Raw genomic sequence first — 13,880 nt, 5'->3', positions numbered from 1 at the left:
TTATTCTTTGTCTTCTTCTAACCTCCTTCCCTTATGACAAAACTAGAAGCAATTCGCCAAAAGAAGTGTAAAATTTTTGTTCTCCCAACTAGGTTTCGACATGAATGAAAAAATAAAGGATGAAACAAACTAATCTCGGAGGTGGTAAAGAATGAAAAAGAGAAATCAAAACAATGAAAAAGAAAATACTCAACCAAAAAAGCTGGAAGAAACAAAACCTGGGTACGGAGATAAAAAGCTTGAAGGTATCGATCGTCCTTCAACATAATGATATAAAAAGCAAGAATCTATGAAGATTCTTGCTTTTTATATACGTTTCTTCATCTGAAGTAACTTATAACACATAATACAAAAACGAATATGTTTCTGTTTATTCAAGTACCAATGAGTCATTTCCCATGGGTGTCTGTGAGTAATCGCCGTATTGAACCATTTATTTTTCACACGAGGGTGATTTGTCCACTCATTCGGAAGATGGATATGGTGTTTAATTACTGGGTAGGTTTCTCTTAAGACGGGGGTAGTTTCTTCCTTGTTTTTCATAAATTGTTCGTAATCATGCCTCGACCCAGTGTGAGCCGTTGTTTTCGCAAAATGAAAGACCTTCGTGAATATTTCGGGATCAAACAGAATATCAGCCAATCTTTTCCCTAAATCAATTCGGTTATCCACCTCTTGAAAACCATATACACTTGCTCCATAAAGCTCTCCATGATGAGTAGGAAATAAAACAGCACTAAAATGAAGATAATCCTGTAAAGCAAAAAGAAGCGAGTGAAACACTTTTTTATAATAGATTGGATGCTCAATCACTGGTTTTTGAATGACATTTTGCTCATTGATGATGAGTGCCGTCATCAGTCTTCTTTTATCTTTCTCCCTCCAATAATACTCCCATTCATTAATCATAAAAGACGAAACATGAAAATATCGTAATAAGTGAAACATCGGAGTATTTAGTTTCGTCGAATATTCATACAGCAACAATTGGGGGTAGGCATCCTGAAAAATTAACCAATTCGCTCGCTCATAGGTTAAATACAGTTGTTTTCTTGTTTCTGCTTTTAAAGCCTGAGGAAACCACTTTCCTTCTAAGTCACACATGTTCCAACCAGCATTTCTTGACACCATACTTGCCAAAAAGGACCAAAGAATATCCGAATGATTTAAAAAATACGTAAAATACGCATCGGTTCTTGAAATATTGTCTATATTACTCGACTCAACTTTATGCATAATTTCTGTAACCATTTGCTGCTTATCTAAATGATTAAAGGTATTTTTGATGTCTTTTTACTCCCTTCCAATGCTATCTTACGTTATAATTCGTTAATCGGTAGTTTTTATTCACCCTATCTGGGGTCAATTTTGGTATGATAGTGTAGTTAAAGAGGTGTTAGAAAATGAATATTCATTACCCTAATGGAAGAAAGTTTATGAATCAGTTAAGCACCAGTCAAACAGTGAAAGCGCGAAAGGACCCAACCTATAGCAACCGCGGAATGACGTTAGAGGAGGATTTAAACGAAACAAATGAATTTTACTTATTAAATAATATTGCCGTTATTCACAAAAAACCGACACCGGTTCAAATTGTAGAGGTAAATTATCCAAAAAGAAGTGCTGCTGTAATAAAAGAAGCCTACTTCAAACAAGCCTCTACAACTGATTACAACGGCGTATATAAGGGAAAATACATTGATTTTGAAGCAAAGGAAACAAAAAATTCAACTTCTTTTCCCCTACAAAATTTTCATGAGCACCAAATTCAGCACATGGAAAAAGTCATTCAACAAGATGGAATTTGCTTTGTTATTCTTCGGTTTTCGAGTACAGAAGAAGTATTTCTGTTAGAAGCAAAGCAATTGTTATCGTATTGGGAGCGTATGAAAGAAGGAGGTCGAAAGTCTATTACAAAAGAAGAGCTACTTTCGACAGCACATCTTATTTCACTTGGCTTTCGCCCTAGAATTGACTATATTAAGAAAATAGATTATTTATATAATCTCTAATTTTTATCTTTTTCTTAAGGGGAAGGAAGCTTGTTAGTAAGAAAGGAAGGAATCAATATGGCAGAGCAATATCAATCTAGAGAGGAGCGCCGCAAACAGTTAGAAAAACAGAAACAATCTAATAAGAAAAAAGGCAAAAAGCCTGCAAAAGGATTGTTCATGAAGATTTTTCTTATCCTTGTCGCACTTGGAATTACAGGGATTGTTGTCGGTGCTGCTACATTTGCATATATGATTAAAGACACTCCAGAGCTTGATGAAACGCTTTTAAAGGATCCGATTTCCTCCCAAGTCTTTGATATGAACGGGGAGCCTTTCACGGAAATAGGGTCTGTAAAAAGGGACTATGTAAATTATGAAGATATTCCGGAAACGGTCAGAGACGCCTTCATCGCAACGGAGGACTCTCGCTTTTTTGAACATAATGGAATTGACTTGATTCGTTTAGGTGGCGCGGTTATCGCGAACGTTACCGACGGCTTCGGCTCTGAAGGAGCTAGTACGATTACACAGCAGGTCGTTAAAAATTCATTCTTAACTCATGAAAAAACTCTTTCACGTAAAGCACAAGAAGCATGGCTTTCTTTTCAGCTAGAACAAAAGTATACCAAGGAAGAAATCTTTGAAATTTACGTGAATAAAAACTGGATGGGTAGTGGTGGACATGGTGTCGCTACAGCTGCGGATACCTATTACAAAAAAACCTTAGATGAGCTTACATTAGATGAAGCTGCATTATTAGCTGGTTTGCCACAGAGTCCAGCAAATTATGACCCTTTTAAATATCCTGAAAATGCAAAAAAACGCAGGGATATTGTTCTCTCATTAATGAATCAACACGGCTATATTACAGAGGAAGAAATGGTAGCTGCACAATCGGTTGATGTGTCTGCTGCTCTTGTACCAGAAGACCAACGGGAGACCAATGGGGAAATTGCCTATGACTCCTTTGTCGGACAGGTTATTAAAGAAATTGAAGAAAAGTATCCTGATCTTGATCCTTTTTCTGAAGGATTAAAAATTTACACAACATTAGATACAAGTGCTCAAGACTATGTAGAACAAATTCTAGATGGCAATGAAATAGTTGAATTCCCTGATGAAAAATTCCAAGCAGGGATTACCTTACTAGATACAAAAACAGGTGCTATTCGTGCACTCGGTGGTGGAAGAAACCAAACACAAACATTCGGATTTAACTACGCGACTGACCCTAGACGTCAACCTGGATCGACTATTAAACCGGTTTTAGACTACGGTCCTGCCATTGAATACTTGAATTGGGGAACTTATCAGACATTAGTTGATGAACCATACACATATTCAGGTGGGCAAGAAATTAATAACTGGGATAACAAGCATATGGGCTCGATGACGATGAGAACAGCTCTTGCTCTTTCTCGTAACATACCTGCATTAAAAGCGATGCAAGAGGTAGGGCTTGATAAATCAAAAGAATTTGGTGCGAAACTTGGAATACCTGTTAGTGAGTTAACGGAGTCATATTCCATTGGTGGATTAGGTGGAGCCGATAAAGGCGTTTCCTCCCTCCAAATGGCAGGAGCATATAGCGCATTCGGAAATAACGGCTTTTATACAGAACCATATTCCGTCGTTACGATCGAACTTCGTGATGGAACAAAGCTTGATTTAAAACCTGAAACTGAAGTGGTTATGAAAGATTATACTGCCTTTATGATCACTGATATGTTAAAGGATGTTTTAACTTACGGTACGGGTTCCCGTGCAAGAGTAGACGGCCTTGCAGTCGCTGGTAAAACAGGAACGACAAACTATCCAACTGCTGAACGAGAAAAATATGGAATCCCTAATAGTGCCGTTCCTGATTCTTGGTTTGTTGGTTACACAACCAACTACACAGCAGCTGTCTGGACAGGATATGATGATCGTACGCAAAATTGGCTAACAAGTGATGAACAGAAAATCTCACAATATATCTTTAAAAACCTTATGACCCATGTATCTCAAGGGAAAGAAACTGCTGACTTTGCAGTACCTAATAGTGTTGAAAAAGTACGAATTGAAAAAGGTACATTCCCTGCAAAACTGGCAAGTGAATACACTCCTAATGATCAAGTAATCATTGAGTATGCAGTTAAAGGAAGTGCACCAAAACAAGTATCTAACAAATACGATAAGCCTGCAGCACCTGGTAATTTAAAAGTCACTCTTGATGAAGCGACGAAGGAACTACTTGTTACTTGGGAATACAACGGTGACAATGCGGAAGGCGTTCAATTCCAGTTATATGGATCCTTAAATGATGGTGGAGAACAACTTCTAAACACCACTACAGAGAAGCAGGTTCGCTTAAAAGCAGAAACACCAGGCTATTATACCTTTAAGGTAATTGCCGTTCGTGATACTCAGCTAAGTGAAGCAGCAACTACAACAATAGAAGTAATGATTCCACAAGAAGAAGAACAAGAAGTGGAAGAGGACGAAACCGAAAATGAGGATGGGACCGATGAGGGAACCACCGAGACGGGAGAAACAGACGGTAATACAAATAATGGAAATGCAGGTACCGGAACTGGAAACACAGATTCCACAACTGGAAATGGTAACGGAAATACTGGCAATCAAGGAACAGGAAATAATTAATAAAAAGGCATCTTTAGATTTTTTCTAAAGATGCCTTTTTTGCGTATTGCTTTTCCAGTTCTTTAAAGAGCTCTACTAATTGCTTAAAAGAATGGAAAGAACCCTGTCTTCCCCTGATAAAACTCAATCTTTCCTCGACATTAATAGGCTTAAGTTTTAATTCTTTAAATGAAACATTTTCAGGTATGTGTTCCATGTTATTTACTAACCATAACACTTTATGAAATAAAGATAAGCCTTTATCCATTAGCATAGCAGTTTCTTGTTTTTCTCTAATTTTAATAAGCTCCTCAATCTGTCTCTCTATGTTTTTCCATTCTAGAAATCCATTTTGAATATCATTATTGCGCATGAACCAGTTGACCTTTCATTCTCTTTTTTCCTTCACGGCATAAATCTAATAAAGGACAGCTTGGACACTGAGGATTTTGTGCTTTGCAATGATATCGACCAAAGAAAATCATTCGGTGGTGGGTTACTGACCACTCATCCCTCGGTACCTTTTTCATTAGTGTTTTCTCAACTTCTAATACGGAGTCCTTCCAACGACATATGGCCAGTCTTTTACTCACTCTTTCAACATGAGTATCCACCGCAATGGCTGGTATACCAAAAGCAACTGACACGACTACGTTGGCTGTTTTTCTACCAACACCAGGAAGCTTGGTTAGCTCATCGCGATCCATAGGTACTTCCCCATTGTACTCATCTAGTAGAAGCTGGGAAAGCTTTTGAATATTTTTTGCTTTGTTTCGAAAAAGACCAATTGACCGGATGTCGTTTTGCAGTTCTTCAAGTGAAACTTTCAAATAATCTTCTGGAGTTTTATATTTTTCAAACAATGTTTTTGTTACCTTGTTTACAAGTACGTCGGTACATTGGGCAGATAATGCCACTGCTACCACGAGTTCAAAAGGATTTGAATGATTTAATTCACAATGCGCTTCAGGAAACATTTCTCCCATCGTATCCAAACAAAATCTTATTTGCTCTTTATTCAGCATTTCATCCACTCAACTTTCAAAAAAATGTAAAAAAAATGAGAGACTATGCTCTCTTGCACGATTTATTGTTCGAGCCAATTATAAAATGGAATAGGCTCGGTTTTATTTTCTGGTCGCTCAATTTGTTTATTTTTCGCTTGTGATTGATGCGGCCTAAATCTTTTTCCATAATTTATTGCCTGCTCAACGGTTTTGATTCCGTTCTTTTTCCACTCAAAAAGAATGCGATCAATATATCTGAAATTCAACTTACCTGAAATAACGGCTTCCTTTAATGCTGCCTTGATAATCACAGGGTCATGCCGATCATCATCCATCCAGAGAGCAAGGGTCTCGCACTCAAATGGCGATAATGGTCTACCAAATTCCTGTTCAAAGCAAGTATACACATCCGTTTCTATTGTTTGTTGCTCCATAACGCCTTTGGCTTTTTTCTGTTGTAAAAAAACATCCAAAAGCTTATCCCATAGCGGATCCAGTGAGTATTTCTCAAATCGAATTCCATCGCTTGAATGCCCATCTTGAATCTCAATTAGTCCCTTTTGGATAAGTCGGCGAAGCATATCAGAACACTGAGTGCTGGTAATTGTCATTAGAGAAGATATCTCATTCGGGGTTGGGAAAGTATTGCCTCTCTCGGTAAAACTATATACGTGAATTAATAATAATAATTCAAGTTCATCAATATTAAGAAGTTTATAAGAAGTTAACAGTGCATTAGGGATCGTAGTATTCCCTAGTTTCATCCAATCAAGCATATTTTCTTTCATTCAAGACACCTCCCCTTTAGTATAACATGAAGTATGATGATCAGTAAGGAACTTTCAGTGATTGCCAAATATATACTAGACCATAATAAAAAGCTCGCATAAGCGAGCTTTTTATTTGATTAAGGGTATAAGCGGTTTAATAAACGTGGGAATGGAATGGTTTCTCTGACATGCTCGACGCCACTTATCCACGCTACGGTTCTTTCTAAACCAAGACCGAATCCTGAATGCGGAACAGAACCAAATTCTCTTAACTGTAAGTACCATTCATAAGCTTCTAAAGCTAATCCATGATCCGTTAAGCGGTGCTTTAAAAGCTCATAATCATGAATACGCTCTGACCCACCGATAATTTCTCCATATCCTTCTGGAGCAATTAAATCTGCACATAAAACAACATCATCACGGTTTGGATGCGGCTGCATATAAAATGGCTTTAAAGTTGTCGGGTAATGGGTAATAAACACAGGCTTATCATAGCTCTCTGCAATCGCCGTTTCATGAGGTGCACCAAAATCATCACCCCAAGAAATATCTGTGAAGCCCTTATCATGTAAGAACTTAATGGCATCATCATAACTGATTCTAGGGAAAGGTGCTTGAATTTTCTCAAGCTTCTCCGTATCTCTACCTAATGTCTTCAATTCTAATTGGCAGTTTTTCAAAACAGATTGAACAATATGTGACACATACTGTTCTTGAACTTCTAAGTTTTCTTCAAACTCCACAAATGCCATTTCAGGTTCAATCATCCAAAACTCAATTAAATGTCGGCGAGTCTTTGATTTTTCTGCTCGGAAAGTAGGTCCAAATGAAAATACCTTTCCTAACGCCATGGCTGCTGCTTCCATGTATAACTGTCCACTTTGTGAAAGATATGCATCCTCGTCAAAGTACTTTGTTGCAAATAATTCGGTTGTTCCCTCAGGTGCACTACCTGTTAGAATCGGAGGATCCACCTTTGCAAATCCTTGCTCATTAAAAAACTCATACGTAGCTCGAATAATTTCATTACGAATCTTCATCACCGCATGCTGACGTTTAGAACGTAACCAAAGATGTCTATTATCCATTAAGAACTCTGTTCCATGTTCCTTTGGTGTAATTGGATAGTCAACCGATTGATGAATCACATCAATTCCTTTTACTTGCAGCTCGTACCCGAATGGAGAACGCTCATCTTTTTGTACCGTTCCTGTTACATATACAGAAGATTCTTGCGTGATTCCTTTTGCTTGCTGAAATACTTCTTCAGCTACTTCTGCTTTTACAACAACACCTTGTATAAAGCCTGTCCCATCGCGAAGCTGAAGGAAAGCTATTTTACCACTAGAACGCTTATTAGCAATCCAAGCACCAATTTTAACATCTTCTCCAACATATTTGTGAACTTGTGAAATAGTTGTTTTATTCACGACAATTCCCTCCAAAAATCTAAAAAGAAGCTAAAGTATGTATAAAATATTTGTTTATAACACCTATAAGTAAGTATCAACTTCTCTTTAACAGTTTAAACTTCGTTTGAATGCATAAAGTCCCATCTCATTATACATTTCGAAATATAGACTATCAAGTTTATATCAAAGAAAAAACAGAATGCCTAGGCACTCTGTTTTCACTATATTAGACCATTTTACTTTCTACGAAGGTTTTCATACGTTTAATGGCTTCTTCTAACTGGTTTAATGACGTCGCATAAGAGAGTCGAATATTATCAGGTGTTCCGAAGCCAGAACCTGGAACAACGGCAACCTTTGCCTCCTCAAGTAAGCCTTCTACAAATCCATCTACAGAATCATACCCACAGGCTTGAGCCGCTTTGCTTGCATTTGGGTATAGATAAAATGCACCTTGCGGCTTCACACATGTAAAGCCTGGGATTTGTAATAGCTGTTCAAAAATAATGTTCAAGCGCTCTTCAAAAGCCTTTTTCATTTCAGCAACAGGTTCCTGAGAACCGTTATAAGCCGCAATTGCACCAAATTGAGCAGTGGTCGTAGGGTTTGAAGTACTATGACTAGCAAGATTAGTCATAGCAGCAATAATTTCACGATTTCCTGCTGCGTATCCAATTCTCCATCCTGTCATGGAATGTGACTTCGACACGCCATTAATGATGATCGTTTGTTCTTTTAATTCAGGAGATAGTTGAGCAATAGAAACATGTTTATTTTCTCCATAAACAAGCTTTTCATAAATCTCGTCAGAAACGATTAATACATTTTTTTGCAAACAAATTTGACCTAGCTCGAATAGTTCCTTTTCTGTATACAACATTCCCGTTGGATTACTTGGAGAATTGATAATTACCGCCTTTGTCTTTTCTGTAATGGCATCAGACAATTGAGCAGGTGTAATTTTAAACTCATTTTCTTCGAGTCCATCGATATAAACTGGTTGTCCTCCAGCTAACTTTACTTGTTCAGGGTAGCTTACCCAATAAGGAGTTGGGATGATGACTTCATCACCCTCATCTAAGATTACTTGAAAAAGTGTATAAAGAGCGTGTTTTGCTCCATTTGTAACAATGATTTCTTTTGCTGAATAGTCAATGCCTTGATCTTCTTTAAACTTTGTCGCAATCGCAGATAAAAGCTTTGGCAATCCTGCAGAAGGTGTATACTTTGTGTGACCCTCATTCATTGATGCTACAGCTGCATCAATGATATGTTGTGGCGTATTAAAATCTGGCTCACCAGCACCTAATCCAATCACATCATGGCCTTCTTCCTTTAATGCTTTTGCCTTTGCAGTAATTGCTAAAGTTGTCGATGGTGTTAATGCCTTTACTCTTTTCGCTAATGCAAATCCCATTTTCTTTGCCTCCAAAATTTATAAGTTCTTTATTTCTCTAACTTCTTCCCCTGTTTCAAAATCAATGTAGAAGTAGTTAATCTTATCGTTGTTTGAGCGATAGTAAATTTCCCATAGTGGGTTGTTCCTTTCCATCCCTAAACGAACATCTATAATTTGGTCGGGAGATACTTCATTAGATAAAGTATTAATAGCTTCAGACTTTGTGATTCCATCTTCTGCGGGTAAGACCACTATTTTTCCACCTTTTTCAGGAATCCAAGCAATCAGCTTTTCCCCTTCTTTGTTGCTGCCTTGAACAACATAATACGCATCCGATCCGTGGTATAGCGAAAATTCCGCAATATCAGTTATTTCCGTTTCTTCCTTAGCGATTGCTGTTGCGCGACTTTCCGCGTCAGCAATTGGCTCAGTTGCGTTTAAATATATTTTAATCGTAATTCCGATGAGGATAATTACTCCAATTATTGCAATCCAAAACCACTTCTTCATAAATTTAGCACCACTTTATGTACGATAAATAGTAAATACTGCTTTTGAGTTATCTTGTTGATCTAGAGCTAAACCGAACATTAAATTCTCTCTTTTTAACGTCCGATTTAAGGCATCGACCACCTTATAAAGGTCTGATGTATACTCAACCTTTACAGTTGACAATACCTCTATTTTACTTTCCACTACATTTTTCACTCCATTCTCTAATATTTGTTAGCAATAGCTTTTTCAGAAAAGGTTACAATATATTTAAGCAACTGCTTATTTCTTATCAAACATTATAACAGCTTTTGAGCGATTGATATTAAATTTTTTTCTAGTTCACACACAATTTTCCCGCGCTGTATGAGCGCGGACTTTTTTTATTCCTCTGACTTGGAAATAGATATGATTTCATAGTTCGTAGGAGTGAATTTAATTGTTAGAATTCCGTGCATTTTTGTGTAATGAACATCAAGCCATATATCTTGAAGTAGCTTTAATATATCCTGATGGGGAGCTATATGCTTAGATTGAAATATAACAGCCAATTGAGGATCCATATGTCTTAATAATTTTTCATTTATGGAATTCTCCATCGCAAATTGTGGGATTTTGACGATATTTACATTTGAAAGATCATACTTTAACAACTTACGATATGATTCCTCGGTCATTGATGTAAGAATGAGAAATCGGCTACTCTTATATGTAAAAGAAAGGTCCAAGCCTTCTGCTTTAGAAGCACCATTGTATAAAACTTCTGCTTCAAGATTTTGGACAAGCATTTGCTTTGTACCCTGAGTCCAAAGATGTATTCCAATATCCTGAATCTCGTTACTTCCCGTTTTTATCGTTTCTATTTTTTCTGCTATAGACTTGCTTGTGATGACCTGCTTTACATCATAAAATTCAGCAAGCATATTCAAGTTACCAACATACCCTTCTTCCGGGCTCGTTAAGATGATGGTTGAAATATGACTGACCTTATATAGCTTTAATACGCGCTTTAATTCTTCCTCTGTATCTTGATGACCTGTATTAACTAAGATATGTTCTCCTTGCCTATTTTGGATAAGTGTTGCTTCCCCATTTGTTAAAGGCAAAAATGTAACGGCTAATTCATCATCTTTTAAGTTCAAGTCAATGCTTTCTACTTCAGCAGGTACAAACGGAGAATCCGCTGGTATGTAATACCAATTCGCTAAAATCATGCAGATCGTAAAAATAAAACTCATATTCGTCCCCCCTAATACTCTGAATTTTAGTTTGTGATGTTTAAGAAAATTTATCCATTTAGAGGGGACATGTTATTTAAAGCCATTCTTCTATTATGGTTAACATTTCATTAATGTCTAATGTTTTTACTGGAACGGTGGGAATCGATTTTAGAAAGGCTTTCCCGTATGTGGTTGTCACAATTCTTCGATCGAAAATAATCACAAACCCTCTATCCGTCTTCTTTCTGATTAGCCTTCCAAAACCTTGTTTAAATCGTAATACTGCTTCAGGTAATGAATGCTTTGAAAAAGGATTTTGACCTTTTGCTTGTATTAATTCTCCTCTTGCTTCCGCAATTGGGTCGTCTGGAGGTGTGAAAGGCAATCGAACGATAATTAGACAACTTAGAGCTTCCCCTGGTATATCAATCCCTTCCCAGAAACTGCTTGTTCCTAATAAGATTGATTTTTCAAACCGCTGAAAATTTCTCGTCAGTCTCGATCTACTTCCGCTTGTAATTCCTTGAGCAAATAGAACATAGTCATCTAATAGACCACTTTCTTTTATTAGATCATATGTCTTCTTTAACATATCATACGAAGTAAAGAGTATCAGCATTCTTCCCTTTGTTGCTTCTGCAATAGAGATGATATGTTCAGTAATGGCTGCCACATAATCTGATAAAGGTACCTTATTTATTTCCGGTAAATCTTCCGGAATTAATACTTGGACCTGCTCCTTATAGGCAAAAGGAGAAGGAATATGAAGGGTACTACAATTCTCTTTCCCAAGCCCTAATGAATCCAAAACATAATCAAATGATTGATTTATTGTCATAGTAGCAGAAGTAAGTATCGCACTTTTTTTCTTATCAAAAAAATGTTCCTTTAAAAACTCAGAAATAATTACAGGTTGAGAATAAATAGACGTTAAATTTTGCGTTGCTCTTCCATCCATTTCAATCCAGGTAACATGTGAAGGTAGAGGATGAATAATAAGATTCTTCATTTGATTTCGAATCTGTTCAATCTCATCTAAGAACGAAATTACCTCATTCATTGTTATTTTTTGATGGTAATCAAGCGTAATTTGTTGGCTTTTTACAAAATCCACCCATTTACATACGGTCTCATGTAAATCCTTCAATAAAAACTGACATCGCTCCGCAGAAGCAATCGTCGAGAGCCACTCTTTAGCTGATTCATCATGGGTCACTCTTTTAATCAATCTTTGGTTTCCTTTTTTTGCGTTCTTTTTTACAAACAACGCAATGGCTCTAAATAAGTCGTCTAATTCAAACTGAAGTTCAACGATTATTTCATTTATTTGAAAAGAGTGTAAGAGTTGATCGTCGTCTTCAATATGCAATTTCGTAAAGATTTGCTCTAACTCATAGAAGGTTTGCCTTTGATCGGTACTACCAAACTGACTTAAAAGCATTCTTATTGATAAATAATCGATGGATTGATTAAAACTCTTGCCAACAGCTTTTTCGAAATGATGGGCTTCATCGATAATGACAAATTCAAAAGGAGGAAGAATACTATTTTCTGCATTCAAGTCAGCCATTAACAATGAGTGATTTGTAATAATAATTTTTGCATCATTTACTCGTTGTCTAGTGAGAAAATAGAAATCGTGAGAAAGCCATGAACGATCCTTCACGAAGGACGAACTATCATTTTTTATACGATTCCAGTAAAGAAGACCTCCACTTGATAAGTTCAGTTCCTCGTAATCACCTGTTATTGTTTGTGTGAGCCAAACTAAAATTTGCATCTTTGTTAAGCTTGTGTCGTAATTATCTTCCTCTTCGTATAAGGATTGGTGAAACTTTTCTAAGCTTATATAATGGTGTCTCCCCTTTAAGAGTACAACTTCTAGAGGGAAGTCTACCATTTTTTTTAGCAATGGAATATCTTTTGTTAGCAACTGTTCTTGAAGCTGTGTTGTGTACGTACTTACCACAATTTTATGATTTGTGTTGTTGGCAAATATCGCTGCTGGTAACAAATAAGCCAATGATTTACCGACCCCTGTTCCAGCTTCGATCAGGGCATGATGCTCCTCTTTGAAAGCTGAATACACATGGTCGAGCATTTGAACCTGTCCATCTCGCTTCTCATAATCCTTAAATGCCTTTTGAAACATTGTTTCTTTTTCTTCGGTCGTGCTAGGATAGATTCCCTCTGCAGGATGTTCTGTACCTTCTAACTCTTCTTTCTTCCTCAAAACAAGACCTTGAAATATTTCCAGTCCTTCAGGGATTACGTCTCTCGCGCTAGACTTTCCTAGTACATACTCATCTAGTAACAAGGAGATATCACTTTTTAAGCCCCCAGCGAGCTTTAAGAGTTGTCTTAAAGTGAGTTCAGGAAGATCCTTTAACAAATTAATTAAAATGAGAAATAGCTCAGCCGTTACATATGCATCACTATCAGCCTGATGTGGGCGATCATGTGCTAGCCCCTCTTGAATCGAAAGGTCGGTTAATTTAAAGCTATCAGCAGTAGGAAAGACAATTCTCGAAAGCTCAACTGTGTCAATAACTGGTCCAAAAAATCCTTCATACCCCGAATGAATTAACTCTTCCTGTAGAAAAGAAAGGTCAAATAAAACATTATGAGCGACAAAAAAAGCACCATCTAGTAATTGTAAAATTTTCGGTGCTATCTCAGAGAAGGTTGGCGCATCCTTTAACATGTCATTATTAAGACCAGTCAGCTCCTCGATAAAAAGAGGGATGGGTTTATCTGAACTTACCAAAGAAGAAAACGTTTCTTTAATTTCACCGTTTTCTACCACTACAGCGGCAAATTGAATAATTTTATCCCCTTTTTTTGGTGAATTTCCTGTGGTTTCTAAATCAACTACTACAAAACGATTTGTCATTCGTCACACCTCGAACATTCATTCAATCAAACGGTAACACAAATTAGCCAAAAGAAAAAGTAGAAGCC

General features: G+C 37.0%; 12 protein-coding genes. 2 read left to right on the top strand and 10 right to left on the bottom strand.

Annotated features, from left to right (window positions below; translation table 11 throughout):
- Positions 1–306: 306 nt before the first annotated feature.
- Positions 307–1,236: a DUF2515 domain-containing protein gene (locus tag ACRX5O_RS03485; protein WP_433904622.1), complete on the bottom strand. Its 930-nt coding sequence runs from the start codon at positions 1,234–1,236 to the stop codon at positions 307–309.
- A 167-nt stretch (positions 1,237–1,403) separates the two neighbouring features.
- Here ACRX5O_RS03485 and recU point away from each other — a divergent pair, with 167 nt between their 5' ends.
- A complete protein-coding gene (gene recU / locus ACRX5O_RS03480; RefSeq protein WP_433904621.1) occupies positions 1,404–2,012 on the top strand; it encodes a Holliday junction resolvase RecU in 609 nt (202 codons plus the stop codon).
- Between the two features lie 30 nt (positions 2,013–2,042).
- Positions 2,043–4,637 (top strand): PBP1A family penicillin-binding protein, encoded by a 2,595-nt coding sequence (locus ACRX5O_RS03475; RefSeq protein ID WP_433904620.1) that lies wholly within the window; start codon positions 2,043–2,045, stop codon positions 4,635–4,637.
- A 13-nt stretch (positions 4,638–4,650) separates the two neighbouring features.
- Here ACRX5O_RS03475 and ACRX5O_RS03470 read toward each other — a convergent pair whose 3' ends face one another.
- From ACRX5O_RS03470 to dinG, 9 genes are all read right to left on the bottom strand, one after another.
- Complete coding sequence (locus ACRX5O_RS03470; RefSeq protein WP_433904619.1) at positions 4,651–4,989, bottom strand: YpoC family protein; 339 nt, start codon at positions 4,987–4,989, stop codon at positions 4,651–4,653.
- On the bottom strand, positions 4,979–5,641 hold the full coding sequence (gene nth, locus ACRX5O_RS03465) for an endonuclease III (protein WP_433904618.1): 663 nt from the start codon (positions 5,639–5,641) through the stop codon (positions 4,979–4,981). Before nth ends, ACRX5O_RS03470 begins: the two co-directional genes overlap by 11 nt.
- Positions 5,642–5,703: 62 nt before the next feature.
- Entirely contained in the window at positions 5,704–6,411 is a 708-nt protein-coding gene (locus tag ACRX5O_RS03460) for a DnaD domain-containing protein (protein ID WP_433904617.1), read from the bottom strand.
- 119 nt (positions 6,412–6,530) lie between these two features.
- The gene (asnS, locus tag ACRX5O_RS03455; protein ID WP_433904616.1) at positions 6,531–7,826 is read right to left on the bottom strand and encodes an asparagine--tRNA ligase; all 1,296 of its coding nucleotides are present in this window, start codon (positions 7,824–7,826) and stop codon (positions 6,531–6,533) included.
- Between the two features lie 208 nt (positions 7,827–8,034).
- Positions 8,035–9,225 carry a pyridoxal phosphate-dependent aminotransferase gene (locus ACRX5O_RS03450; RefSeq protein WP_433904615.1) on the bottom strand — a complete coding sequence of 397 codons (1,191 nt, stop codon included), beginning with the start codon at positions 9,223–9,225 and terminating at the stop codon, positions 8,035–8,037.
- Between the two features lie 18 nt (positions 9,226–9,243).
- The gene (locus ACRX5O_RS03445) at positions 9,244–9,717 is read right to left on the bottom strand and encodes a cell wall elongation regulator TseB-like domain-containing protein (protein ID WP_433904614.1); all 474 of its coding nucleotides are present in this window, start codon (positions 9,715–9,717) and stop codon (positions 9,244–9,246) included.
- 15 nt (positions 9,718–9,732) lie between these two features.
- Positions 9,733–9,903: a YpmA family protein gene (locus ACRX5O_RS03440; protein WP_119708921.1), complete on the bottom strand. Its 171-nt coding sequence runs from the start codon at positions 9,901–9,903 to the stop codon at positions 9,733–9,735.
- Positions 9,904–10,082: 179 nt separating this feature from the next.
- Positions 10,083–10,937, bottom strand: a complete 855-nt coding sequence (locus ACRX5O_RS03435; RefSeq protein ID WP_433904613.1) for a ComEC/Rec2 family competence protein — start codon at positions 10,935–10,937, stop codon at positions 10,083–10,085.
- 76 nt (positions 10,938–11,013) lie between these two features.
- Positions 11,014–13,812 (bottom strand): ATP-dependent DNA helicase DinG, encoded by a 2,799-nt coding sequence (dinG, locus tag ACRX5O_RS03430; protein ID WP_433904612.1) that lies wholly within the window; start codon positions 13,810–13,812, stop codon positions 11,014–11,016.
- Between the last annotated feature and the right edge of the window lie 68 nt (positions 13,813–13,880).

The sequence above is a fragment of the Robertmurraya mesotrionivorans genome (assembly GCF_050971805.1).
In the GTDB taxonomy this organism is placed as follows: Bacteria; Bacillota; Bacilli; order Bacillales; family Cytobacillaceae; genus Robertmurraya_A.
This window is presented reverse-complemented; position numbering and strand designations above follow the sequence as displayed.